Here is a 23637-nt window from a genome sequence, read left to right as displayed (position 1 = left end):
AGTGAAAGAAAGCTCGAATGAGGCAGCGAAGCAGCGGATTATAACGTTTGCGGTTCTTGGTGCATTACTATTTACGATTATCGGATTTATTCTTGGCTGGCTCTGGATGGAGGTGCGGTATCCGATGCTGAAGGAGCCTGCATTCCGTAATTTTACGGTGTCCTACAACACCATTATGGATAAATACTTAAACGGCGCGAAGTCGGAGGATCTCATTAACGGCGCCTCCAAAGGCATGCTTGCCTCGCTGGGCGATCCTTACTCCAGATACTTGGTCAAGGAGCAGGGCAGCGCCTATACGCAAGGCTACGAAGGAGAATTCTCCGGTGTTGGCATCACTCTTCAGGAAGCAGACGGCAAGTTTATCGTGGCTAGCGTGACCGAAGGAGCGCCGGCAGAACGCGGAGGCGTTCATGCGGGGGATGAGATCGTTGGCGTGAACGGGACCTCGATCAAAGGCAAGGAATACGATGACGTGATTACCATACTCCGTGGAGATGCCGGAACGAAGGTAAAGCTGTCCCTTCAACGGGGGGACGCAGCAAAGCCGATCGAGGTAGAGCTGACTAGGGAAGCCATTGCGGTACATACGGTAACCTCGGAAATGCTCAGCGGCGGCATCGGGCATGTAACGATCTCGAAGTTCGGAGAGAAGACCGATGACGAGTTCAAGACCGAAATCGAGAAGCTGCAAAAAGAAGGGATGAAAAAGCTGCTGCTTGACCTTCGTTCGAATCCGGGCGGCTTGCTGCAATCCACGATCCAGATTGCGAATATGCTTGTGCCTAAGGATAAAGTCATTCTGGAGGTTGTCTATAAGAACCACACGAATACGGTTACTTACCGCTCGAAGCAGGAGAAGCCGTGGACGATTCCGATCGTTGTCCTGGTGAACGGTCAGTCCGCAAGCGCCAGCGAGGTGCTGACGGCAGCGCTCAAGGAATCCGCGGGCGCAACGGTCGTTGGGGAGAAGACCTTCGGCAAAGGCATTGTGCAGACCTTCCAGCAGTTCAAAGACAAATCGGTGCTCAGCTTGACGGAAGCCCAGTGGAAAACGCCCGGAGGCACCTGGATCCATAAGCAGGGCGTGACACCGGATGTAACGGTAGCTCTGCCGGCCTTCGCAAGCCTAAGCCAGCTTCCGTTCGGAACGGAGCTTAAGACAGGAAGCTTCGGGGACAACGTCAAGACGCTCCAGCTAATGCTGCAGGAGCTTGGATACGCGCCGGTTGGGGATATCGGCTTGTTTAACGAGCAGACCGCAGATGCATTAAGCCGCTTTCAGAAGGATAACAAGCTGGAGGCGACGGGCGCGTTTAACGACATGACGGGCTACCGGATTCTCGAGTTATTAAGCGACAAGCTTAAGGAAGAGGATACGCAGCTTCACAAAGGGATCGAAATTTTGAACGGTAAATAAGTCCGCCAAATTCGCTATTGACAACGGGAATGATAATTATTATCATTCATAGAGGAAAGTATTACACCGTTGCGCAGCGAGGTGAGCCGGCATGAAGAAGATCAAATATTGCACCCGGAATTTGAAGAACGGAACCAAGCCTGTTTACAAGGCGATGAAGAACAAATATCCGGATATAAAGATGAAGAAAAAGGACTGCCTTGGCAACTGCAGAACGTGCAAACGCGAGAGCTTCGCGATGATTAAATCCAGAAGCATCTGTGCCTCGAGCCCGGACCAGTTGTATAAGGAATTGAAGAAATTGATTGGATAACCAATTATTTTGGATAATTTTGCATGGGACGGCTTTTGCCGTCCTTTCCGTTTGTGTTAGAATAAGACCAAACAAGAAAAAGAGGTGCATAAGCGATGAATGATAAATTAGCAGAAGCGCTCAATGAGCAGATGAATTTTGAATTTTATTCGGCGCATGTGTATCTTGCAATGGCAGCCTATTGCTCCGGCGAAAGTCTCGATGGATTCGCGAACTTCTTCATTATCCAAGCCGAGGAAGAGCGTTTCCATGGTATGAAAATATACAAATTCCTGAATGACCGCGGACGCCGCGCTACGCTTACCGCGCTGGGCGAACCTAAGAACGAATACGAGTCCATGCTTGACGCCTTCCAGCATGGCTACGCGCATGAGCAGCAAAATACGAAGCGCTTCTACAACCTGGCGGATCTTGCGCTTAATGACCGCGAGCATGCAACGATGTACTTCCTGAAATGGTTCATCGACGAGCAGGTTGAAGAAGAAGCATTGTTCGATAACATTATCCAGAAGCTGAAGCGCATCGATAAGGATAGCAACGCCTTCTACATGCTGGACGCGGAATTTGCGGCTCGTACGTTTGTAGCTCCGGCAGAATAATAGACATCATGAGAAAACGGGACCTGGCAGCATAACTGACAGGTCCCGTTTTTCTATGATCACAGATGGAGGTATGGAATGTTTATCGCACAACGTATTTTAGGATATGCGGCCTTATTACTCGGATTGTATATGGCTCTTTTCGGAGCATTAATAGAAGGTGCGGCGATCGCCGCTGCCGGTTTCGTGCTTGTCTCGCTAGCCGAGCTGGTTCGGCTGCAGCAAGGAATGTACCATCTGGCCTTAGGTCTGCCGCTCAAAAACGAGCAGATTCATAAAATACTTAGACGAACCCCGCCGGTCAAAGTGACCTCAACGACCTTGTCGATTCATCCCTTTAATGAGACCGAATATCCGCTGCTTAAGCTTCAAGGGGAATCCTATTTACGGGTAAAAGCCTTTATCCCCTATATCGAGCAGTCCGAAACGGAGTACCGTTTCACCTTCCCGGATTCGGCGCTTGTCCTGCTCATTTGCGACCCTCGTTACAGTCAAGGAAGCCGCTTGTTCCAATATAATGACCAAGTTTTCGTCAAGCTGTCGGCGCTGCCTCTTTCGGTACAGAAGGAAGGGGACAAGTTACGGGTTGAGATCGCCGCCTCGAAGCCTTAACTATAAGCATTAATAATAAAAGAGGATACCGCCGCGGGCTTGCCGCGGTAATAAGCAGGGGAGCTGATATACAGCTCCTCTTCCGCCCTTGTGACGGCCACATAAGCAAGACGCCGTTCCTCTTCCATCGCAGCTTCCCCGACGTTGTCGCCAGCCTGAATAGCGCTTCTGTCGCTATTCTTCTCAGCGGTAATTGCCGAGCTATGCGGCAGTATCCCTTCGGATACGCCGCAAACAAAGACGACCGGAAACTCCAGCCCTTTAGACTTATGAATGGTCATGAAGTTAACAGCGTCGGCATTGCTGCTGCCTGGCTTCATCCGTTTCATCTCTTCGTGTTTCGCCGCAATCTCGTCGATAAACGCAAGGAAAGCCGCAATGCCGTCAAACCGTTTGGCTGAAGCCTCAAGCTCGTCCAGCATTTCCTTTAAGGAATCCTTATGTTCGGTTAACGCAGGTCCGCTTTTGTTAGCTTCGATAAACTGATCGTAGAATTCCATGCGGAGCCTGCGGATCGCCGCCTCCGGCTTCAGCTTTTCCAGGGAACGGATTAGTTTGATCCGTTCTTTTATTTTATCCTGATGGAAAGACTTAATCTCAGGGAACCGGGTCAGATGGATAAGCGGCCATTTCTTAGCCTGCTTCTTATCCTCGTTCCATATAAACGCCATCGCTTGATCCGGCCGGACATACATCGTGGCAAGCATCGCTTCCATCGCGTCAAAGTTGCGGCGGTCGATGGACAAGCGAAGATGGGCGATAACCGGCTTGATGACCCATTGCTCGTATAGCGATTCACCGCTGCCATAGTCGATAAACGGGACCTGGCGGATAACCAGCTGATCAAATATCGCCCGGCTGCTGCTGGCTGTCCGGAACAGTATCGCAAAATCGCGGAACGAACGGCCTTTTTTCTCCTTCTGCTGGAGCAGCGTGTTAACGATCAGATCCGCTTCGTCGTCGCTGTTGCCGGGCCTCGCATACACGGGCGGAAGACCGTGGGGCTTTGCCGTCAGCAAGGTTTTGCTGCGCCGCTGCTTATTATGGCGAATAACGGCATTGCCAAGGCCAACGATACCGGAGCCGGAGCGGTAATTGACGTCCAGAATAATGTTTTTGGCGCCGGGGAACTGCTTCTCGAAGTTCAGGATATAATCGTTGCGCGCTCCGTTAAAGGAGTAGATCGTCTGATCGTCATCGCCCACCACCATCAGATTCCGGTGCGGCTGGACGAGAAGCTTGATGATCTCGTATTGAATCGTATTGGTATCCTGGAATTCGTCGATCATGACATAGCGGAACCGGTTCCGCAGCATGGCGAGCAGGTTCTCGTCCTGCTTGAGCAGCTGGTACGCTTCGAGCAGCATGTCATCGTAATCGATTAGATCCAATTGTCGTTTCCATTCTTCATAATTGGTAAAGATAAGCTTAAGCTGCCGGTCTTCCTCCGTCTTTTCCGGAAGGTCCGGAACGGCAATCATCTGCATCTTATACGAGGAGAGCAGCGTAATAAGCGTCTCCGGCTGGTACGTCTCATGCAAATTCCGTTCGCGCAGCAGCCGTTTAAAGTAAATCTGCTTGCGCCCGGATTCGCCCAGGATATTCTGCTTGTAGCCGCGCCTGCGCAGCATAAGAAGACAAAACGAATGGAAGGTGCGGGCTTCAATTCGTGATGCGGCTCCTTGTTCGATATTCGGCAGCTGGCTGATCCGTTGCTTCATTTCGTCGGCTGCTTTTTTGGAAAAGGTCATAAGCAGAAGCTGCTGGGGCGGGATGCCGCGGACGGACAGCATGTATCCGGTCCGGCAGACGAGGACGGAGGTTTTGCCCGAGCCTGCGCCGGCTAATGTCAGGATGGGCCCATCGATATGGCGCACCGCGGAGATCTGCCGCTGGTTCAGCCGGATCCCTTGGCTCTCCAAAGCGCGGAAGTAGAAGGCGTCCTTGTCGGAAGGCGGGACCAGCTGCTCGCTTGTATCAGCGGAGGCAGGTGCGGCTGGTGTATAATTTTTATTAACAACACCGTACGGGCGTTTGTAAAAGATCTTATTATTGGAGTTTGCTGCATTGTTCATTGTCTATAATCACCTGTTGTCGATTATAGCATGATAGAATGGGTGTTCGTACGTTAAAACCGAAATTATTAATATTTGGAGAGGAATGAAGGCAGCATGATTGGACCGGCAGGCAAGGAAGACGTGGAGCAAGTAATGCCGCTGCTGCATGAAGCTATCGGCAACATCGCCTGCTCGCTCGCGGGAGTGGAGGATGAAGCGGAAGCGATGCGGATTTTGGCGGAATTTTATATCGAAGAGGGGAACCGTGTCAGCTACCGGAATGTGATCGTAGACAAAAGAGACGGCGTGATTGCGGGTATACTGGTTTGCTATTCCGGAGATCGCGCGGAGCAGCTGGATCAGCCGTTAATCGAGCGCGTGAAGCGGGTAACCGATATCACGGATTATACAATCCTGACGGAAACGCGTCCTGGCGAGTTTTACCTGGACTCCATTGCGGTCCATTCTTCATTCCGCAATCAAGGCATTGCCAAAGCGCTGATGGCTGCTTTCGAGCAGGAGGCTGTGAAGCAAGGCTACCCTCTTGTTTCGTTAATCGTTGAGGAATACAATGGCCAGGCAAGGCTGCTTTATGAAAAAATGGGCTACAGGGCGGACGGCGAGCTCCTTATTAGCGGACATCGCTATACGAGAATGGTAAAGACTGTATCCGGAGAATAAGGGCGAGGAAAGAAGGAATGCGGCGAGTTATGTCGAAACTGTAGAACCGGCGTAATTATTACAAACGTAACGGGTGATACATATATGAACCTTATCCCTTCCTCTTGGAGTACCCCGACTTTTAGTTGTGAAGATTTGCAGCCATCCGAAATTGGTCTTGTGCAGGAGTTGTATATGACAAGCGCGCCTGTCGCCTTGTGGGATGGAAAAGAACATGATCCTTATTATATCGAGCATTCCTATCATGAAGGCATACTGCCGGAAGGCGGCGTCAAGGAACAGTTCCGGATTCAGTCCATCAGGCTGAAAACAACGGAGGAAATCGTTGGCTTCCTCAGCGTGTATCATAGCTACCCTCATCCGGATTCGCTGTATTTGGCGATGATGTGCATCAGCGGGGATTTCCAGAATCAAGGCTACGGCCAGGAAGTCATGAAGCATTTTCTGCTGGAGATTGGACTGCTTGGTTATTCCGAAGTCAGGGTTAATGTCTCTCTGCGCAATTGGGCAGGACTTCGCTTCTGGACGAAATCCGGGTTCAACCGCATCAGCGGCATTTTTGGGGACAAGGAGTTCGCGGAGGGCAAATTTGCGGACATCGAGCTGATTAATCGCTGGTCACTGTGAATTTTTAGATGTCATTGTGTAATAATGATTACTATGTTAAGATTATAATTATTCTAAATTATAATCATTCTAAATAAGCTTGAAGTACAGCATCGGATTTTGAAACACAAGGAAAGGCGGGTGAGCTTTATCATGATCGAAGAACAAATGGAAACGATCAACCGTCAGTTAAGAACAAAAGGCTATAAATTAACACCGCAGCGCGCAGCGACCGTTCGCGTATTGCTGGAGAACGAGAAGGATCATCTCAGCGCGGAGGATGTTTACATGTTGCTGAAGCGCAGCAACCCGGATATCGGTCTGGCAACGGTCTATCGTTCCCTGGAGCTGTTGAGCGAGCTGCATATCGTCGAGAAGGTGAATTTCGGCGACGGCGCAACGCGTTACGATCTGCGGAGCAACGATCAGGAGCATCACCATCATCATCTGATTTGTACCGAATGCGGTACGGTCGAGGAGATCATGGATGACTGGCTGCTTCCGATGGAGAATCGGATTGCGAAGGAATTTGGTTTCAAGGTATTGGATCATCGCCTTGATTTCCACGGGATCTGCAAAGCCTGCAAAAGCAAAGCAACGGATAACGACCACAAAGCCGTATCTTAACATAATAAGGAGCCTTGGATCAGGAATGGATCCAATGGCTCCTTTGTTGTTGAAAAGGCTTAGCTGCACGGCTTGCCGTTTATGTAATAGCTGTCTTCCCGGTACGTGCGGAAAGCGACCTCTACTTCAGCGATGCCGATCCGGGCGAGATGCGCGGTAACGGCTTGGGCGAACCGGTCGCGGACCGCTTGTCCGCGCTCGAACCAGCCTACCTCAACGAACGGATACGATTGTCCTTCCGCAAGACCGCCAAAGACGGCTGTCGTATGAAGGCATTCCATCGTGAAGTTATCCGTGCCGCATTCGCAAATAGACGCCAGATCTTCGGCGAGCGCCAGGCTAACCGTGGTCAGCCGATCTGCGGGTACCCCGCGAAACAAAAGCTGTGGCATATGCCACCTCCTTAAAGTAATGTAAAGCATCGGCTCCATCAAGATGCACTATCCATTAGATTACCTTGACTTGGTTCCCTATTGCAACGGAACGGAAGCATCCCGTCTTGACGGTTGCGAAAGCCGATGCTCATGCGTTATCGTAGGAGACAAGAGCAAAAGGAAAGCCCCCTTACGGATAAGGGAGCCTGCATGCAAGAAACTTCAGCTGTACTTGAGCCAAATATTGCTGAGGGCAAGAAGCGGCCAAATATAGTTGTTGCTGGCATAATGGGCGTAGACGCTGCCGGGAAGCGCTCCGCCTGTCGGATACGTATAAGTCCAGTCATGGCGGTCAAGGGACTGAAGGAGAGCTTCCACGCCGCGCTCCATGGCGGGAGTAGGCTTAGGCAAAGCCGCGGTCAGCCCATCCAGTGCCCAAGCGGTCTGTGATGGCGTGCTGAAGTTTAAGGGAACGTAACGCCGGACTTTATCGCTGATACAGGATTCACCCCAGCCACCGTCTTCATTTTGGACTTGAAGCAGCCAATCGACGCCCTTTTTGACAGCCGGATGATCCTCCGCGATGCCTACGGCCATCAGTCCTTGAATAGCGGCACTTGTACCATGTACATAAGTAATGCCCCAGCGTCCGTACCAGCTGCCGTTGCTCTCCTGCTGGGACAGGACCCAGCGCAGCGTGGATTCGATCCAGCTGTTGCCGGCGTTCATGCCAAGCTCCTGGCCAAGAAACTGCAGCGTACGCGAGGTCAGGTCGACCGTGGAAGGGTCAACCGCGATATCCTTGGCACCTTCGAAATTAAAAAAAGCAATCGGCAACCGGGAGCCCTGCCGCTCGAACGCCGGCCAGCCGCCGTTATCGTTGCGCATGGTCAGCACCCAGTTAAGGCCCCGCTGCCAGTCCGCTTGCATCTCCGGCGTACGGGAGCTGTAAGGCTGGATGGCGCGGAGAGCGGCAGTAGTATCATCCACATCCGGATAAAGGGTGTTTACGTTGGAGAAACCCCAGCCGCCGGCGGGCGTGCCGGGATTACGGATTGCCCAGTCCCCAACCTGGGTCTGCTGTCTTTGGCGCAGATAGGCGCCGGCGTTCTCAAGTGCGGCTGAGGTAGGATTTACTCCGGCCTTGCGCAGGGCATGAACAAGCATGGCGGTATCCCATACTTCCGAGGATGCGATCTGCACATGGCTATTGGCGCACATGACGGAACGGATGCCGGACACCATGCGGTGAATAAGCGGTGAGCTTGAAGAATAACCAAGCATCAGAAGCACCAGAATCATAAACATGGTGGCCGTTGTATAAGTGAGCAGCGTTCCGTCCGGTTCAAGCCGGTCGAACAGAAATTGAACCGCTTTTTCCTGGGGAGTAGGCGATTCGAAGGGAAGTAGCTCCGACAGCGACAAGGAGCCAACCAAAGTAGCCAGGGCTGCAATCCATGGCGAATCGTTCTCGAATCGCTTGGAGCTGCCAGCGAACAGATCGGACAGATCGGGCATGGAAGCGCTATGCTGGACAAACTGGGCGTTAGCCAGCATAATGATCGGCACGATATGTACGCGGGCATGCCCGGATAAGGAAAAGAGATCGATGCCAATCCCGTTGTCGGAGAAAAAGACTTCGAGTGGAATACGCATCGACTTTGGCCATGAAGCCTGGCCAGCCGCGGCGAAGATGGCCTGCGTCAGGAGAGAGCGGATTTTGGACAGACCGCCCTTGCTTAGAATAAACTGCTTCGCCAGCTGCATGCGGGGATCCAGCCTATTCAAAAAACCGGAGTAGAGCAGCGCGAAATAAGCTTCGGCCGTCGCATCCAGATTGCCGTCTTCTTCATCCGGGTATATTTTCCAAGTGCCGTTAGGGAGCTGTCTGCTCAGGATCCGGCTTGCTATTTGGCGGATAAGCGCCTCATCCTGACTATAGCCAAGCATCCGGAGAATAATGATAAAATAACTGTCCGGCATCGTGCCGGAATCAAAGCAAAGACGCCATGACCCATCTGCCGATTGAAGCTGCAAGAGCTCACCCCGCATCTGCTCGATCCTCGCGCGGATTCGATTCATATCCATAGTCCGCATTCATTCCTTTGCTGCGATGATATTGCTGCTTGTTATGTATATGCGGGAGCTAGCGGGGAAAAGAAGAAGCCTTGCAATTTCAAGCGTCATATCAGGAGAGGAGATTCGGATTAGATGTATGACATTACGATAGATTTATATAGAAACTGGATTGATACGGTAAAGGAGGTTTTCCGCGGCTCGGGCCATCCGATTCCGGAGAATGTAAGCGATACGGAGGTAGCCGTCCTGTATTTCCGGCAGACGGCCCAGTCGGATGAGGAAGCGGCAGCGCAGCAGCAGGCGAATGAGGAAAGGCTTCGCGGCATGCAGCAGGCGATTACGGACCATTTCGAACCGGTCATTTTGCCGGATATCCGGCAACGGACCCGCTACGAAGGCAACCGCTTCTGCTTCCAATGGGTATACAACAACGGCGAGCATATAATCGAGGAGTATTCGTCTTACCGCATTCCGGTATAGGAGCGAAAAAAAGGCTGACCAGTCTAAAGACCGGTCAGCCCTTTTCATCATTGTTCATCCGCTTCCTTATAATGCTCCTTGCAGAAAGCAAGCAGCTCCTGCTCTTCGTCTTCCTCTAATTCAAAGTCGAGCAGCTTGTCCGTCACACGCTCGATCAGCTCATGCTTGATCAGACGGCCGCCGCCTTCCTCTTCGCTGTATACGGCGCGGATATAAACGCCGCTCTTCGAATACAATTCGTCTTCTTCATCCAGATCGATATCGACCAGAAATTCGTAACGGCGTCCCGATAAGATGCCAAACGGATCTTTGATAAATTCTACGCTGTAGCTTGTAATCTCTAGCATATGATCATCCTTTGCTTCTTCTGTTGTCTGTCGCGGCTGCCGCATTCCGGAGCGGATTATAGAACAGCTTGGGTATCCCGGTATCGAACTTCAGCAGTTTCCCCGTTACCGGGTGTTCGAAGGCAAGAACTCGCGCGTGAAGGCCAAGTCGGCCGATCGGCTTGGTCTGGGAGCCGTATTTTTTATCTCCTGCGATAGGGTGCCCGATATCCTGCATATGAACGCGGATTTGATTTTTCCGGCCGGTCTCCAGATGAACCTCTACGAGCGAAAAGGCTTTTCCGGCCTGCAGCAGCTTGTAGTGGGTAACCGCGTGTTGCCCGTCATTCGGATGCGGACTGGAATACATTCGGAGCGTTTTGCTCTCCTTCAGCCAGGAGGAGATCGTTCCCTCTTGCCGTTTCACTTCGCCTTCCACAAGCGCGACATAAGAGCGTTCCTTCACGATCGTCTGCCATTCTTCCTGCAGCTTTTGCTGTACGGCTTCGCTTTTGGCGAACATCAGCACCCCGGAAGTATCCCGGTCGAGGCGGTGAACGATAAAGATCCGGTTCTTCGGATCGGAATCGCGAACATAGGCCATCAACTGGCGGTAAGCGGTCATCTCGGTTTCTTTGTCCGATGCTATCGTAAGAAGACCGGCCTCTTTGCTGGCCACAATGACATGCTCGTCCTCGTGCAGAATCGTAAGCCCGATAAGGGGAAACTTCTCTTTTTCCCGTTCCTTGCGGATGACAACCGTTTGCCCCGGCTGAAGCGGGTAGTTATATTTCGTTTCGGCGCGGTCATTTACGTATACCTGACCGTGCGCCAGCAGCGATTTGACCGAATTGCGGCCCTGGTTCAGATGAGCCAGCAAAAAAGCGAGCAGCTCGGACGCCTCGGTAACGGCAAACGACTTGTTTTGCGTGCCCGAGCCGTTTTTGGATGAAGCGCTTTTAGCCGGGCCAGGGCTATGGGGTTTCTTTGACATGACTTTAAGTTCCTCCTGCGCTTGAATTACTCAAGCTTGACTGCAATCACTATACCATGATCGGCTTTGCAAATTCTACACAGAACCCTTCACACTCCGTTCATGTTGAGCCGATATAATAAGCATTGGCATTATTAACCTATGAAACCATTTTCATAGACAAGCGAAGGCAGATAGTGGTACGATAGATTAATCTATCATTTTAGCTGGTAATACAGTAAAAATTTGGAGGAAAAAGTAATCGTGAAAAGAAAAAAATTAATCTATACCTTGTTAACTCCGCTGCTTGCAGCAGGCCTCCTGCTTTCTCCTCTAGCAGCTCCGCAGCAAGCCGCAGCCGCAACGTCTACCGTTAAATTCGCCGCCACGGCAAAAGCCTCCGCCATCAGCGTCTACGTCGACGATAAGAAGCTCTCGCTCTCGAAAGCTCCCTATACGAAAAATGGCGTTACCTTCGTTCCAATGCGCGAGCTGTTCAAAGCCTTGAATGCCTCCGTAACTTGGGAAGAGAAGGCACAAACGATTATCATCCGCAAGGATTACACATCCATTACGCTTACGATCGGCAACAAAGTAGCGCTTATTAACGGCAAGTCCGTGAAGCTGGATGCCGCACCGGAAATCAAGAACAATACGACCTTTGTTCCGGCCCGTTTCGTAGCGGAATCGCTCGGCGGCACGGTGAAATGGGATAATGCCAAGCAGGCCGTGCGAATCACGACAGAGGAATACGAATACGAAAAGGAATACGAGCAGCTTCAGGAGCAGCTGAATAACCGTCCGAAATATACGCCGCAGCAGATCGTCGATATGTACGACGACAGCGTGGTAACCATTACGACCAATTTGGGTCTGGGCAGCGGAGTGGTTATTGGCGACCGTTACGTTCTTACGAATTATCACGTGATGCAGGATGCTTCCTCGGCAACGGTTATTACCGTGAACAACAAGCAGATCAAGGTATCCGGCGTTGTTACATACAGCCAAAACAATGATTTGGCGATTATCCAGACCGACCAGTCGATCGGTTCCACGCCGGTCGAAGTGGGCTACAGCAGCCTGAACGTGAAAAAAGGCGATAAGGTTGTCGCGATCGGCAGCCCGCTTGGTCTTCAAAACACGGTTTCCGACGGTCTAGTCAGCAATATCATCTATGAGGGCAACACACGCTACATTCAGACGAGTGCTCCAATCGACCATGGCAGTTCCGGCGGCGCTTTATTTGATGAATACGGCGAGCTGATCGGCATCACCTCCGCGGGTTACACGTCGCAAGCGGATCTGAATTTCGCGGTTTCGACGGTTTATGCGGCGATATTGATGGAGGATCTTCCGAAGGTGCCTTCCGCCAAAGTGAAATTCCTCGATCCAACCCTGCCGGACACGCTTGTTGGTCAATCGGAGGATAAGATTGCGGCTTTATTGAAAGAGCAATTTGGCGTTTTCTCGACGGAACAAGGGGAAGCGAAGCTGGACAATTGGAAGGTAACGCGGGATTCCCAAGGCTGGCTTGTGATTACGACGGATATGGATCCCATCTTCTATACGTATTACGGCGGGCAGAATAAAGAGGGTCTTCGCACCTGGGCTATTAACTTAGCTACTGAGCTTCACCGCATGCTGCCGGACGAGAAGATTCAATTCCAGATTTATTACGACCGTATTTTCGGCTTCGAACCGCGCGGCTTTGACGCGAGCGAAGTGAAGGCGCTTGGCAACGACAAATGGGAGGTTCGCTTCCCGATTCTCGATATGCAGTTTAAAGATCAACTTTATATTAACATGAAGGACTAATTCTCCATTATACGAAAAGAGGCTTACCGTTGGGGCAGCATGGATGCTCCCTGCGGCGGGCCTCTTCTTTTTTGGCCGTGTTTTCGGTACAATAGGGTAAGCTTGCATGAGAGCAGAAAGAGGTACCGTGATGAAAGTTGTGTTATCAACGCTAAATGCCAAATATATTCATACTTCGCTTGCCCTGCGCTGCCTGAAGGCATACAGCGGCGAGCATTTCGATATGGAAATTGCCGAGTATACGATCAAAGATCCCGTGATGAATATCGTTTCGGATATTTTCTCGCGCAAACCGGATGTTGTTGGCTTCTCCTGCTACATCTGGAATATTGAAGAGACGATTACCGTCATCAATATGCTGCGCAAAATCATGCCGGAGATCAAGATTGTCCTTGGCGGACCGGAAGTGAGCTACGACACGGAATATTGGATGGAGCGAATTCCGGAGGTTGATTTTATCGTTGTTGGCGAAGGGGAAGAGACCTTCCATCATTTGCTGACGGAGATTGAGGGAGCGGGCAAATTCCATATGGTGTTCGGCATTGCTTACCGCAAGCAGCGCGAGGAGCGGGTAGAGATTCTTCTCAATCCGGGCCGTCCGAAGCTGGATCTGGCGACGCTGCCGTCTCCGCACCGCTTCGAGGAGGATATTCCTCATCTGGGCAGCCGGGTTGTTTATTTCGAGACAAGCCGCGGCTGTCCGTTCAGCTGCCAATTCTGCTTATCGAGTATCGAGGTTGGGGTCCGGTATTTCGATATGGAGCGGACAAAGGCCGATATTACGTATCTGATCGATTCCGGCGCGAAGCTGATTAAGTTCGTGGACCGTACCTTTAACATCAAGCGGGACTACGCGCTCGAGATGTTCAAATTCCTGATCGAGAACCACCGCGGCTGCGTATTCCAGTTCGAGATTACCGCAGATATCATGCGGCCGGAAGTGCTCGATTATTTGGCGGAGCATGCACCGCCGGGCGTTTTCCGCTTCGAGATTGGCGTTCAATCGACCAATGATCCGACTAATGAAGCTGTGCAGCGCCGCCAGAATTGGAAGAAGCTCGTGAGGACCGTTACGAAGGTGAAGGAATCGGGCAAGATCGACCAGCATTTGGACTTGATCGCAGGCTTGCCGCTCGAGAATTACGATACGTTCCGCGGAACGTTTAACGATGTGTTCGAGCTGGGTCCGGAGGAGCTGCAGCTTGGCTTCCTGAAGATGCTGCGCGGTACGGGCTTGCGGCGGGATGCCGATAAGTGGGGCTATATTTATATGGACCACGCACCGTACGAAATGCTTGGCAACGAACTGATGCCGTTTGCCGATATCGTGCGGATCAAGCGGGTAGAGGATGTGCTGGAGAAGTACTGGAACGCGCACCGGATGGACCGTACCTTAGGCTACCTGGTCAACCATGTCTTTCCTTCTCCGTTTGATTTCTTCCAATACTTCGGCGACTTCTGGGAGGAGCGAGGCTGGCAGAAGATCGGGCATCAGCTTGAGGACCTGTTCTCAAGGCTCTGGGCATTCCTGTCCGAGTACAAAGCGGGTGCGGCATCCGAAGAAGCGGCTAAGCTGGATCTGGATGTTGTGCTGGGCCTCATGAAGTACGATTACTTCCTGAACCATAACTACAAGCCGCGGAAAACATGGTGGGAATTCACGATGGACAAATCGGAATGGAGCGGCTGGATGCGCCGCCTTGCCGAACGTCCTGAGGAAGTATCCCGTGAATTTGCCGCGCTGCAGTTGAACGAGAAAGAGCTTTACAAGCATACGGTTATCGAGCTGCTTCCGTTTGACCTCGAACATTATCTGGCAACGGGCGAGGTGGTCAAGAGCAGCCATACGCTGCTTGCGGTCCTGTATGCGCTGGGCGGAGGAGAACGTCAAGCGAAGCCGACGCCTAAGCCGGTTATTATGAAGGTAAGCTCGGATGCCATGCCCGTAGGTTTCTAATAGAATCAAGGCCGCCCTGAGAGGCGGCTTTTTTTGCTTGCGCCCATATAAAACCATTGCTCGCGTCCGTTCATATGATACAATAGGAGGCTATGCGGAACGTTGAATAAAAGGAGTTATTATACATGGAACATGGCATTCCTTCTAATGCGCTTATTACGATAGCCGGTACGGTTGGAGTCGGCAAATCGACGTTAACTTCTGCTTTGGCCCAGCGTCTTGGCTTCCGGACTTCGCTGGAGCAGGTCGAGCATAACCCGTATCTGGAGAAGTTTTACCATGATTTTGAACGTTGGAGTTTCCATCTGCAAATCTATTTTTTAGCCGAGCGCTTTAAAGAGCAGAAGGCGATTTTTGAGGCAGGCGGAGGTTTCGTGCAGGATCGTTCCATTTACGAGGATACCGGCATCTTTGCGAAAATGCATGCGGATCAGGGAACGATGACCGCAACGGATTACGCGACGTATACAAGCTTGTTCGAAGCGATGGTCATGACGCCGTATTTTCCTCATCCGGATGTTCTGATTTATTTGGAAGGCAGCCTGCCGTCCATTCTGACCCGGATTGCGGCGCGCGGGCGGGAGATGGAAATTCAGACGGAACGCGCTTATTGGGAGCGGATGCATGAGCGTTACGCAGCCTGGATCGGCGAGTTTAACGCTTGTCCGGTGCTTAGGCTGAACATTGACGAATACGATGTTCACGATCCGGCATCGCTGGATGGAATTATCGCGCAAATTAGCAGCGTAATCGGGGCTTCGCGCCTGGCAAAGGCGCAGGCGGCTGCCGCAAGCGAATAGGGATAAAAAACTGCCGGGGCATCCATCCCGGCAGTTTTTGTGTGTTTATATGGATTGGTCTGAACCTGAATCTATGCCTGCATGCGCCAGATTGGTTTTTGGTTTAAGGAAAATATTCAACCGTTCCGTAAACAGGAACATGGCTGCCGTACATAGGACGATATAGAACGGGAAAATGCCGATTGTAATCGAGGAAGCCAATAAACCGAGAAGCGGCGGCATAAGCGTGCTGCCTGTGTAAGCCACGGCCATTTGGTACCCCATAATGGACTGCGATTTCTTTTTCCCGAACCGAACCGGCGTTTCATGCAGCATACACGGGTAGATGGGGGCAAGGCCAAAGCCCACGGTGATGAAGCCGGCAAGCGCAAAGCCTTCTGGCAGCGGAAGGAAGAGCAGCAGGGCGCCGATCAAGGCGATCAGCTGGCCTCCGCGGATCAGATTGCGGTTGCTGACTTTGAAGGTGATGAAGCCGGTAATAAACCGGCCTGCCGTAATGCCTGCATAGTAGAGCGACACCCACTGCGCGGCGGTAGAAGCGGACACGCTTTTCATGTTTACAAGATAGCTGCTGCCCCAGAGGCCTACCGCCGCTTCAATCCCGCAGTACAACATGAAGGAAACGAGAGCAAGCTTCACGCCCCTGATTTTTAATGGATGACCTGCCGCGGATTTCTCCTCGGGCTCGTTTACGGCTTCCTCCTGCGCGGCGCGGGCTGAGACCCTTTTATGAATCTTGGCAACTCGATCCCATAAAGGGAGGGAGAAGAACAGGATGACGACAAGCGCGCATTGGATAGCCGCCACGGTCAGATAGCCGTATCTCCAGGCGTTATTGGTAATGAATTGAGCCATAATGACAGGCCCAAGCGTAGCGCCTACGCCCCAGAAGCAATGCAGCCAGCTCATATGATGCGCTTTGTAATGGGCGGCCACGTAGTTATTCAGGCCGGCGTCAACCGCCCCGGCTCCAAGTCCTAACGGAATCGCGCAAACAAGCAGCCAGACGAGGGACGGAGAGGTGGCATAGCCAAGCAGGGCGCCTGCTGTCATGATACAGCTGACCAAGGTTACTCTTCCGGTGCCGAACCGATTAAGAATAGTGCCGCTGGCAAGGCTGGATACGATCGTTCCGGCGGCGATGGTCATATACAGCACGCCTGCCGCTCCAAGGGGAGCGTTCAGCTCCGGCCGCATGACCGGCCATGCCGTTCCGAGCAGGGAGTCCGGCAAGCCTAGACTGATAAAAGCCAAATAAATAATGATCAGAAAAAATGTTGCCATGCTCGTTCACCTGTTTCTTTTATTCAAATGGAGATCATCAGTTCCAGCCCAAGGCTTTGCAGGCCGTCCAAATAATCCTTCTTCATATCGCTTGCCTTCAGAAGGGGGAGATGCTCCTTCGGGATATAATCGGCGCTTCGCTCCAAGATTCGTCCCAGAATGGCATCCGTTACCTCGGCGTTGTTAAAAATAATCGTATGCGGATTGATAATCGCCGTAAACGATGCGATAAGCCTGCTGATGGCATCCAGCCTGCTGGCTCCGTCCTTTTTTTGTATCGCTTGCTGGAAGTTCAGCTCATTGTACTGGGGCACGAAGGAGACCTCTCCGGAGAAGAAGGTGCTTCCCCTTACGACATCCCCGTTGATCATAATGCCCGCGCCCGGGCCGAATTGCCCGAAGTACAAATAGACGAGGGATGGATTATTCTCGCGGCTTCCTGTTTTGTAATAGCCCAGCACGGCGGCATTCATGTCGTTCTCCACCACGACGGGCAGGGAGAATTGCTCCTCCAAATATTGCTTCAGGTTAATATTTTGGAAGTTAGAGTAATCCGGGATGTGAATGACACGCCCGTTATTGACCGCGCCAGGTACTCCGATTGCTATGGATTTGATGTTTGAATGACTCAGCAGAAGCTGTTCGATATACAAGGTCAGGCTTGGGAGATCATTCATTAACGCGCTTGACGTCGTGCCCTGCTCCTTGGTTTCTCCCGCGCAATTAAAGATCGTATAGCTGATCTCCGACTTCTCGAAAAAGATAGCCAGCCCTAACATAAACTCTGTATTATACGCGTAACGTTGAGCCCTTCTTCCGCCGCTTGAATCGTCCAGCCCTACGGTCAGCAGCTCGCCGGCCTCTTCCATTTGGGTCAGAAACTTGCTGATCGTCGGAAAGCTAAGGCCAAGCTTTTGGCTAAGCTCCGCTTTGGTCGCACTTCCCAGCGTCAGCAGGGCGGAACGCAGGCCGTATAGAATTACGTTTTTCATCTCTTTAGGTGTTGCCGGTAAATCAGTCACGGTTATTTACAGCTCCTCTGTACAGACTTATTAAACATCTTTAATAAGTTGGTTTGATCGTATCAAAAATGATTCCGGAGAGCAAGAGGGCAGGCGTGAGAAAATGTTTTACGTTGGAGGGGACAGACGAAGGTAATCGGAATAGGAAGGCGATGGAGCTATTCGAGGCTTAACGATATCGGGAATCGTGAAGGGGATGCGCGGAGACGGGAAAGCATTGAAATGACGGAATTGCGGGGCTTAACGATGCGGGATATCGCAAAGGAGGGAAGAGTAGCTAGTTCGTGTGTGCTTAACGATGTGGGACATCGTTAAGGGCTGGGCGCAGGGGGAGTGGAGGCGTGGCAATGCTCCTAGGGCATGAAATAAAAACGCGCTAGAAAGGTCAGCTCGGCCTTTCTAGCGCGTTTCTTCGGTACTGGCGGACAAGCCTCAGGCAGCTTACCTTTTCTCCACCGCGACCAAATACGGCGCGGTGTCTCTTTGCGGCTGGCGGTACAGCACAGCCGCATACAAAGCCCCGGGCAGCTTCGCTGCCCAGTCGGCGACAATCGCCGCCTCCTCCGCGCCGCCCGGGTGCCCCGGGTACAGCGCGACAGTGACAATACCGCCGCGGCGAAGCAGCGCCAGCGCCGCGTCCAGGGCGGCGATCGTCGTAGTCGGTACCGTAATGACCGACTCGTCGCCGCCCGGCAAATAGCCGAGATTGAACATCACGGCTGCAACGTTTCCTTCGGCGGAGGGTCCAACGGCCTCCGCCATCAATGCGTGATTCCGCAGATGAAGCTGCACCTGCGGCAGCTTGCCGCGCTCCTCCAGCGGGCGGAGCCGCTCGAGCGTCCGGTCCAGCGCGTCCTGCTGGATGTCGAAAGCGTGCACCGTGCCGCGCGCTCCAACCAGCTCGGCGAGCTTCAGCGAGTCGACGCCTCCGCCCGCGGTGGCGTCGATCACAATGTCGCCCGGCTGCACGCGTTCGGCGATCCATTGATGCGCCATGCTGAGAATAGACAGGAATCCCATTTTACACCGCCCCCCATAGCTTGCCTTGCCATGTACCGCGGCGTTTCAGCTCCGCGTCGATGGCATTCAGCACCACCCATTTTTGCATGCTCCACATCGGCCCGATGAGAAGCTCCTTTGGCGCATCGCCGGTAAGGCGGTGGATGACCATCTCCGGCGGCAGGAACTCAAGCGTATCGACGATCAGCTTGACATACTCGTCCAGCTCAAGGAAGCGGAGCAGTCCGGCTTCGTATTGCTTCACCATAGGCGTCTTGCGCATGAGATGGAGCAGGTGGATTTTGATGCCTTGCACGTCCATGGCGGCAACCGCGCGGCCCGTCTCCAGCATCATTTCGTGAGACTCCTGCGGCAAACCGTAAATTATATGCGTGCACACGCGGATGCCGCGTTCGCGCAGGCGGCGTACCGCATCGAGATAGCAGGCCGTATCATGGGCGCGGTTGATGAGCTCCGAGGTTGACTCATGGATTGTCTGCAAGCCCATCTCCACCCACAGGTAGGTCCGTTCGTTCAGCTCGTCTAAATAATCGACGACGTCCTCCGGCAGACAATCCGGCCGCGTTGCGATCGATAACCCCACCACACCCGGCTGCTGCAAAATCACCTCGTAATACTCCCGAAGCTCCTCGACGGGCGCGTACGTATTCGTATAAGCCTGGAAATAGCCGATATAATTGGCTTCCGGCCATTTTTGATGCTGGCGGTCACGGATTTTATTGAATTGCGTAACGAGATCATCGCGCCGGCTGCCGGCAAAATCGCCGGATCCGCGGGCGCTGCAGAACGTGCAGCCGCCTTTGGCAATCGAGCCGTCCCGGTTCGGACAGGTAAAGCCGGCATCAAGCGTTACCTTGAACACTTTGCCGCCAAGCTGCTCGCGCATCTCGTAGTTCCATGTATGAAATCGCTTGTCGCCCCACAGCATCGGCTGCCCGGGCGTCAAGGATGGGATATTTGCGTTCATGCGGTTCTCCTTTTATGCGGATAAGAATGGCATTCTCCATTTTATCGGAAAGAAGGGGGAAATGCCATGCCGGATTAGGAGGATTACCAGGCGTACGAAGAGATATTTTGAACCGTAGAACAAGCTGGAAATTATTTTAAAACGGGAGCGAAATAGGCTTGCTATACCTTACATGATCTGTTATATTAAAAGTGCGACAAATCAATGAAAAAACCTTACATGCTTAATTCGTAATGATCGTCATAAAACGTCGATAAATTGGAAAAACTGTAGTAAAAAAATCGATGAGGTGATCCCAATGAGCCAACAAACAAGAATTCCGCATGGTGATGAGAAAGTAACGGTTGAATTAACGGTCAAAGAATTGATGGCGCTTACAGGAGTTCGGTTCCACAACAACCATCATATCGAAATATCCGCACGCAAGAAGCTGAACGAGATTATTGAGAATACGTACCGCGACATTCAATCCGAAGGTCCGATTGATTACCAATTGCTCGTTTAATGGTTATGCCAATATCCATACAAACCTAAAGCCTTGGCGATTTAAAAAATCGTTAAAGGCTTTTTCTTTTGCGTCATCCCCGCTGCCATCTTTACAAGGCGGCCGAACTTGGGCACAATAAGGACTAGCTTAATTTGTAGGAGGACCTGTACAAGATGCGTTTAAGAGGAAGAAAAGGAATCCGCGAGTCGCTGGAAGCGCAGCCGGAATTAGTCGTATTGGATGCGAAGCCGCTCAAGGGGAAGTGGCGCGAGTTTTTCGGCAACGATAAGCCGATCCATGTAGAGCTTGGCATGGGGAAAGGCCGTTTTATCAGCAATATGAGCTTCCGCAACCCGGACAATAACTATATCGGGGTCGATATGTATGACGAGCTGATCCGCCGCGCAAGCGATAAGGCTCGTAACATCTGGGAGGAAAGCGGAGTGGAAGAGCCGCCGAATCTGGGTCTGCTTCGCGCGAATATCGAGCATATCGAAGAGATGTTCGAGCCGGGCGAGATTGAGCGGATCTACCTGAATTTCAGCGATCCATGGCCAAAAAGCAAGCATGCCCGCCGCAGGCTGACGCATCCGCGCTTCCTGCGCAAGTATGCCCAACTGCTGAACGAACGCGGGGAGATCCATTTCAAGACCGATTCGGAATCTCTGTTCGAATTCTCTCTTAATAGCTTTGCCGAGGTGGAACTGCAGCTTCGCAATATCTCGCTTAATCTTCATAAGAACGGTCCGCGCGAGGATCTGGTGTTTACCGAATACGAGATGAAGTTTATGGAGAAGGGCCAGCCGATCTACCGCCTGGAAGCGGTAATTGGCGAAACCGTGCTGAGTGAATACCGCGAAAGCAAGCTGGAGAACTCGCGCCGCGAAGAAGCGGAAGCCGAGATTGCCGGCGACGACGAGGACGATTCGGCAGAATAACAAAAAGGCTGTTCCCGCCGGGAACAGCCTTTTTCTTTCTAGAGTCTAGAACAAAGTAAGAGTCCAACCGTACTGAACGGTTATTGCCGTCAGCGTGCCGACAAGCGCGCCGGCCGCCACGTCGGACGGGTAATGAAGGCCAAGATACATTCGCGACCACGCAACCGACAGAGCGAGTACGGCCGCAACGGGCAGGATAATCGGGAACCATACTCCGCCTGCTCCGATAATCGGAACGACATAGGCGAAGATAGCGGTTGTATGTCCGGAAGGGAAGGAGGAGTCGACAAGCGGGTTTTTCCCCGTGTTTACTCCGTTTAACGCCTGGTAAGGGCGAAGCCTTTTTAGTTTCCGTTTCACGACATAGACCGGTAGATGACTGATAAATACGGCAGTAAAGCATTGCCAGCCTGTCGTGCTCCAGGGATTAGGCGCAAACATGGCAACGAGGAAAGAGCTGATGAGTGTAAAGGACGCTCCTCCAACATGCGTCACCGTGCTCAAATATACCCCAAGCAACCGGTGAAGCCTGCTTTGTGATCGGCGTTGATTCGCCCATAGGATCATTTGCAATTCCCGGGTTCGTAACCACCCTATCATTCTTCTCATCCGTTTCCTCCTAAAAGAATTGCGAAGCAATTCTGCTTCGTAAGCATAAACCTAAGAATTGCGATTCCCACAAATTATAATCGATATTTGTCTATTATGGTTCAATAAATAAGCTTGCACAAGTTTTAAGTTTATACGAAGAAGCCGAATTTCAAAAGATTAACCAATCTTTAAAATAGGGTTGATTATTCGCTAACAGACCTCCTGTAGAATGGAGCCGATCAAGGTTTCATTCCGAAGCTTATGCTTTCGAGGCATGAATCACCACAACGGCTGAACCTTTGCCTTTTGTAGGTGGTAATTCATTTTAGGAGGCGTTCTTCATGAGAGTTGCGCTTTTTACCGACACGTTTGAACCTGATGTGAATGGCGTGGCACGCACGCTTGGCCGCTGGACCGACTATTTGAAGCGGCAGGGTGCGGAGGTACTTGTTCTGGCTCCGGATCCGGCTGCAGGCAAGCAAAGCGGCAAACCATCCACTTCCGTTGAGCGCTTCGCCAGCCTGCCTTTCTTTCTGTATCCCGAGTGCCGCCTGGCACTTCCCAATCCCATTCATATCCGCAGGGCTTTAAAAGAATTCGATCCAACGATTATCCACGTAGCTACTCCGTTTAATCTCGGACTTTGCGGTATTCACTATGCCCGCAAGCTCCGGATTCCTCTCGTTGCGTCCTATCACACCCATTTTGATCAATATTTGCCGTTTTACAATTTGCAATGGATGGCAAAGCTGTTATGGAGATATATGGAATGGTTTCACCATGACTGCCGCTCCATCTACGTCCCTTCCCGTTCCACTTACGAAGATTTGAAGGAGAAGGGCTGGGATGACGGCCGGCTTGAAGTATGGAGCCGCGGCATTGATACGGAAGCCTTTCATCCGTCTGTCAACCGGGAGGAGTGGCTCCTCCGGCACGGAATCGACAACGATCGATTTGTCGTTCTGTACGTGGGAAGATTAGCTCCCGAAAAAAATGTCGATATCGCCTTAGATGCTTTTGCGGAATTTCGGCAAAATATAAGCGAGGAAGCGGTTTTTGTCATCGCGGGCGACGGACCATCGTCCGATGCGCTGAAGGAACGGTGCCGCCGTGAAGGAATCGACGCCCGTTTCATAGGGTTTACGGCTATGCCGGATTTGCAAAAATGGTATGCTTCCGCCGATTTGTTCCTATTTCCGTCGGCTACGGAAACATTTGGCAACGTGGTGCTGGAGGCAATGTCCTGCGGGACGCCCGTCATCTGCGCCAATAAGGGCGGCGTAACGGATTCCGTTCAGCATGGCGTAACGGGCCTGCAGTGCAATCCGGAGGATCCCCGTTCGTTTACGAACGCGATGGGGCTCTTGTACAGCAATCCGGAGCTGCGCGCGGCGATTGCCGAGCAAGGACGCATCTACAGCCAGAAGCAGTCCTGGAATGCTATTTTCGACAAGCTGGCCGCCAGCTTTGAACGGTATTCGATTCCGGTACAGCCACATATTCGTCACAAAGCGAAGTGACGGACCGGGAACATTGTATCAACTCTTTACGTATGTATTGGACGTAAGGGCTAAAAAATTAGGAAATGGATGAAAATAAGGGCGATAGG

24 protein-coding genes are annotated in these 23637 nt (G+C 52.0%); 14 read left to right on the top strand and 10 right to left on the bottom strand.

Annotation, left to right across the window (positions count from 1 at the left end; genetic code table 11):
• Window position 1 precedes the first annotated feature (1 nt).
• The 4 genes from WFJ73_RS19455 (at window position 2) to WFJ73_RS19440 (ending at window position 2944) form a co-directional block, all read left to right on the top strand.
• Window positions 2-1420, top strand: a complete 1419-nt coding sequence (locus WFJ73_RS19455) for a S41 family peptidase (protein WP_336774629.1) — start codon at window positions 2-4, stop codon at window positions 1418-1420.
• Between the two features lie 91 nt (window positions 1421-1511).
• A complete protein-coding gene (locus WFJ73_RS19450; RefSeq protein ID WP_015842888.1) occupies window positions 1512-1733 on the top strand; it encodes a DUF1450 domain-containing protein in 222 nt (73 codons plus the stop codon).
• A 95-nt stretch (window positions 1734-1828) separates the two neighbouring features.
• The gene (locus tag WFJ73_RS19445; RefSeq protein WP_248758230.1) at window positions 1829-2332 is read left to right on the top strand and encodes a ferritin; all 504 of its coding nucleotides are present in this window, start codon (window positions 1829-1831) and stop codon (window positions 2330-2332) included.
• 78 nt (window positions 2333-2410) lie between these two features.
• Window positions 2411-2944, top strand: a complete 534-nt coding sequence (locus tag WFJ73_RS19440) for a hypothetical protein (protein WP_336774628.1) — start codon at window positions 2411-2413, stop codon at window positions 2942-2944.
• On the opposite strand, the gene WFJ73_RS19435 is transcribed toward WFJ73_RS19440, so the two are convergent.
• Complete coding sequence (locus WFJ73_RS19435) at window positions 2941-5019, bottom strand: ATP-dependent helicase (protein WP_336774627.1); 2079 nt, start codon at window positions 5017-5019, stop codon at window positions 2941-2943. The genes WFJ73_RS19440 and WFJ73_RS19435 overlap by 4 nt on opposite strands.
• Before the next feature lie 96 nt (window positions 5020-5115).
• Between WFJ73_RS19435 and WFJ73_RS19430 the strand changes: the two genes are divergently transcribed.
• From WFJ73_RS19430 to fur, 3 genes are all read left to right on the top strand, one after another.
• Window positions 5116-5682 (top strand): GNAT family N-acetyltransferase, encoded by a 567-nt coding sequence (locus WFJ73_RS19430; protein WP_336774626.1) that lies wholly within the window; start codon window positions 5116-5118, stop codon window positions 5680-5682.
• A 174-nt stretch (window positions 5683-5856) separates the two neighbouring features.
• The gene (locus WFJ73_RS19425) at window positions 5857-6309 is read left to right on the top strand and encodes a GNAT family N-acetyltransferase (RefSeq protein ID WP_336774625.1); all 453 of its coding nucleotides are present in this window, start codon (window positions 5857-5859) and stop codon (window positions 6307-6309) included.
• Window positions 6310-6444: 135 nt separating this feature from the next.
• Window positions 6445-6915 (top strand): ferric iron uptake transcriptional regulator, encoded by a 471-nt coding sequence (gene fur / locus WFJ73_RS19420; RefSeq protein ID WP_041614036.1) that lies wholly within the window; start codon window positions 6445-6447, stop codon window positions 6913-6915.
• Window positions 6916-6974: 59 nt separating this feature from the next.
• Here fur and WFJ73_RS19415 read toward each other — a convergent pair whose 3' ends face one another.
• Together WFJ73_RS19415 and WFJ73_RS19410 are read right to left on the bottom strand one after the other, a co-directional pair.
• On the bottom strand, window positions 6975-7307 hold the full coding sequence (locus WFJ73_RS19415) for a DUF1904 family protein (RefSeq protein ID WP_336774624.1): 333 nt from the start codon (window positions 7305-7307) through the stop codon (window positions 6975-6977).
• Between the two features lie 204 nt (window positions 7308-7511).
• Window positions 7512-9377: a prenyltransferase/squalene oxidase repeat-containing protein gene (locus WFJ73_RS19410; RefSeq protein WP_336774623.1), complete on the bottom strand. Its 1866-nt coding sequence runs from the start codon at window positions 9375-9377 to the stop codon at window positions 7512-7514.
• Between the two features lie 123 nt (window positions 9378-9500).
• Between WFJ73_RS19410 and WFJ73_RS19405 the strand changes: the two genes are divergently transcribed.
• Entirely contained in the window at window positions 9501-9848 is a 348-nt protein-coding gene (locus tag WFJ73_RS19405; protein ID WP_336774622.1) for a hypothetical protein, read from the top strand.
• Window positions 9849-9895: 47 nt separating this feature from the next.
• Here WFJ73_RS19405 and WFJ73_RS19400 read toward each other — a convergent pair whose 3' ends face one another.
• Complete coding sequence (locus WFJ73_RS19400; protein ID WP_336774621.1) at window positions 9896-10195, bottom strand: DUF6509 family protein; 300 nt, start codon at window positions 10193-10195, stop codon at window positions 9896-9898.
• 4 nt (window positions 10196-10199) lie between these two features.
• Entirely contained in the window at window positions 10200-11168 is a 969-nt protein-coding gene (locus WFJ73_RS19395) for an RluA family pseudouridine synthase (RefSeq protein ID WP_336774620.1), read from the bottom strand.
• Between the two features lie 243 nt (window positions 11169-11411).
• On the opposite strand from WFJ73_RS19395, the gene WFJ73_RS19390 reads away from it, so the two are divergent.
• The 3 genes from WFJ73_RS19390 (at window position 11412) to WFJ73_RS19380 (ending at window position 15719) form a co-directional block, all read left to right on the top strand.
• Window positions 11412-12962 (top strand): stalk domain-containing protein, encoded by a 1551-nt coding sequence (locus WFJ73_RS19390; protein WP_336774619.1) that lies wholly within the window; start codon window positions 11412-11414, stop codon window positions 12960-12962.
• Window positions 12963-13092: 130 nt separating this feature from the next.
• Window positions 13093-14919, top strand: a complete 1827-nt coding sequence (locus WFJ73_RS19385) for a B12-binding domain-containing radical SAM protein (RefSeq protein WP_336774618.1) — start codon at window positions 13093-13095, stop codon at window positions 14917-14919.
• 125 nt (window positions 14920-15044) lie between these two features.
• Window positions 15045-15719 (top strand): deoxynucleoside kinase, encoded by a 675-nt coding sequence (locus WFJ73_RS19380; protein ID WP_336774617.1) that lies wholly within the window; start codon window positions 15045-15047, stop codon window positions 15717-15719.
• A gap of 45 nt (window positions 15720-15764) precedes the next feature.
• Here WFJ73_RS19380 and WFJ73_RS19375 read toward each other — a convergent pair whose 3' ends face one another.
• The 4 genes from WFJ73_RS19375 to WFJ73_RS19360 form a co-directional block, all read right to left on the bottom strand.
• Window positions 15765-17003 (bottom strand): MFS transporter, encoded by a 1239-nt coding sequence (locus WFJ73_RS19375; protein WP_336774616.1) that lies wholly within the window; start codon window positions 17001-17003, stop codon window positions 15765-15767.
• 23 nt (window positions 17004-17026) lie between these two features.
• A complete protein-coding gene (locus tag WFJ73_RS19370; protein ID WP_336774615.1) occupies window positions 17027-18025 on the bottom strand; it encodes an ROK family transcriptional regulator in 999 nt (332 codons plus the stop codon).
• A 441-nt stretch (window positions 18026-18466) separates the two neighbouring features.
• Window positions 18467-19045: a tRNA (mnm(5)s(2)U34)-methyltransferase gene (locus WFJ73_RS19365; RefSeq protein ID WP_336774614.1), complete on the bottom strand. Its 579-nt coding sequence runs from the start codon at window positions 19043-19045 to the stop codon at window positions 18467-18469.
• Window position 19046: 1 nt separating this feature from the next.
• Window positions 19047-20012: a TIGR01212 family radical SAM protein gene (locus WFJ73_RS19360; protein ID WP_336774613.1), complete on the bottom strand. Its 966-nt coding sequence runs from the start codon at window positions 20010-20012 to the stop codon at window positions 19047-19049.
• Window positions 20013-20310: 298 nt separating this feature from the next.
• Here WFJ73_RS19360 and WFJ73_RS19355 point away from each other — a divergent pair, with 298 nt between their 5' ends.
• Together WFJ73_RS19355 and trmB are read left to right on the top strand one after the other, a co-directional pair.
• A complete protein-coding gene (locus WFJ73_RS19355) occupies window positions 20311-20517 on the top strand; it encodes a hypothetical protein (RefSeq protein ID WP_336774612.1) in 207 nt (68 codons plus the stop codon).
• A 155-nt stretch (window positions 20518-20672) separates the two neighbouring features.
• A complete protein-coding gene (trmB, locus tag WFJ73_RS19350; RefSeq protein ID WP_336774611.1) occupies window positions 20673-21437 on the top strand; it encodes a tRNA (guanosine(46)-N7)-methyltransferase TrmB in 765 nt (254 codons plus the stop codon).
• Between the two features lie 45 nt (window positions 21438-21482).
• Here the strand turns inward: trmB and WFJ73_RS19345 are convergent, their stop codons facing one another.
• Window positions 21483-22046 (bottom strand): phosphatase PAP2 family protein, encoded by a 564-nt coding sequence (locus WFJ73_RS19345; protein ID WP_248758244.1) that lies wholly within the window; start codon window positions 22044-22046, stop codon window positions 21483-21485.
• A gap of 323 nt (window positions 22047-22369) precedes the next feature.
• On the opposite strand from WFJ73_RS19345, the gene WFJ73_RS19340 reads away from it, so the two are divergent.
• Window positions 22370-23548 carry a glycosyltransferase family 4 protein gene (locus WFJ73_RS19340; RefSeq protein WP_336774610.1) on the top strand — a complete coding sequence of 393 codons (1179 nt, stop codon included), beginning with the start codon at window positions 22370-22372 and terminating at the stop codon, window positions 23546-23548.
• Window positions 23549-23637: the final 89 nt, after the last annotated feature.

Origin of the sequence: Paenibacillus sp. MMO-58, assembly GCF_037146255.1 — a bacterium.
GTDB lineage: Bacteria > Bacillota > Bacilli > Paenibacillales > Paenibacillaceae > Pristimantibacillus.
This window is presented reverse-complemented; position numbering and strand designations above follow the sequence as displayed.

Bases quoted from the DNA above. Each gene is read 5' to 3' on its own strand.
- WFJ73_RS19405 (WP_336774622.1), top strand. From the start codon at position 9,501: ATGTATGACATTACGATAGATTTATATAGAAACTGGATTGATACGGTA.
- WFJ73_RS19395 (WP_336774620.1), bottom strand. From the start codon at position 11,168: ATGTCAAAGAAACCCCATAGCCCTGGCCCGGCTAAAAGCGCTTCATCC.
- WFJ73_RS19415 (WP_336774624.1), bottom strand. From the start codon at position 7,307: ATGCCACAGCTTTTGTTTCGCGGGGTACCCGCAGATCGGCTGACCACG.
- WFJ73_RS19445 (WP_248758230.1), top strand. From the start codon at position 1,829: ATGAATGATAAATTAGCAGAAGCGCTCAATGAGCAGATGAATTTTGAA.
- WFJ73_RS19450 (WP_015842888.1), top strand. From the start codon at position 1,512: ATGAAGAAGATCAAATATTGCACCCGGAATTTGAAGAACGGAACCAAG.
- WFJ73_RS19340 (WP_336774610.1), top strand. From the start codon at position 22,370: ATGAGAGTTGCGCTTTTTACCGACACGTTTGAACCTGATGTGAATGGC.
- WFJ73_RS19345 (WP_248758244.1), bottom strand. From the start codon at position 22,046: ATGAGAAGAATGATAGGGTGGTTACGAACCCGGGAATTGCAAATGATC.
- WFJ73_RS19360 (WP_336774613.1), bottom strand. From the start codon at position 20,012: ATGAACGCAAATATCCCATCCTTGACGCCCGGGCAGCCGATGCTGTGG.
- WFJ73_RS19410 (WP_336774623.1), bottom strand. From the start codon at position 9,377: ATGGATATGAATCGAATCCGCGCGAGGATCGAGCAGATGCGGGGTGAG.
- WFJ73_RS19435 (WP_336774627.1), bottom strand. From the start codon at position 5,019: ATGAACAATGCAGCAAACTCCAATAATAAGATCTTTTACAAACGCCCG.
- WFJ73_RS19425 (WP_336774625.1), top strand. From the start codon at position 5,857: ATGACAAGCGCGCCTGTCGCCTTGTGGGATGGAAAAGAACATGATCCT.
- WFJ73_RS19355 (WP_336774612.1), top strand. From the start codon at position 20,311: ATGAGCCAACAAACAAGAATTCCGCATGGTGATGAGAAAGTAACGGTT.
- WFJ73_RS19365 (WP_336774614.1), bottom strand. From the start codon at position 19,045: ATGGGATTCCTGTCTATTCTCAGCATGGCGCATCAATGGATCGCCGAA.
- trmB (WP_336774611.1), top strand. From the start codon at position 20,673: ATGCGTTTAAGAGGAAGAAAAGGAATCCGCGAGTCGCTGGAAGCGCAG.
- WFJ73_RS19375 (WP_336774616.1), bottom strand. From the start codon at position 17,003: ATGGCAACATTTTTTCTGATCATTATTTATTTGGCTTTTATCAGTCTA.
- WFJ73_RS19400 (WP_336774621.1), bottom strand. From the start codon at position 10,195: ATGCTAGAGATTACAAGCTACAGCGTAGAATTTATCAAAGATCCGTTT.
- WFJ73_RS19430 (WP_336774626.1), top strand. From the start codon at position 5,116: ATGATTGGACCGGCAGGCAAGGAAGACGTGGAGCAAGTAATGCCGCTG.
- WFJ73_RS19385 (WP_336774618.1), top strand. From the start codon at position 13,093: ATGAAAGTTGTGTTATCAACGCTAAATGCCAAATATATTCATACTTCG.
- WFJ73_RS19380 (WP_336774617.1), top strand. From the start codon at position 15,045: ATGGAACATGGCATTCCTTCTAATGCGCTTATTACGATAGCCGGTACG.
- WFJ73_RS19440 (WP_336774628.1), top strand. From the start codon at position 2,411: ATGTTTATCGCACAACGTATTTTAGGATATGCGGCCTTATTACTCGGA.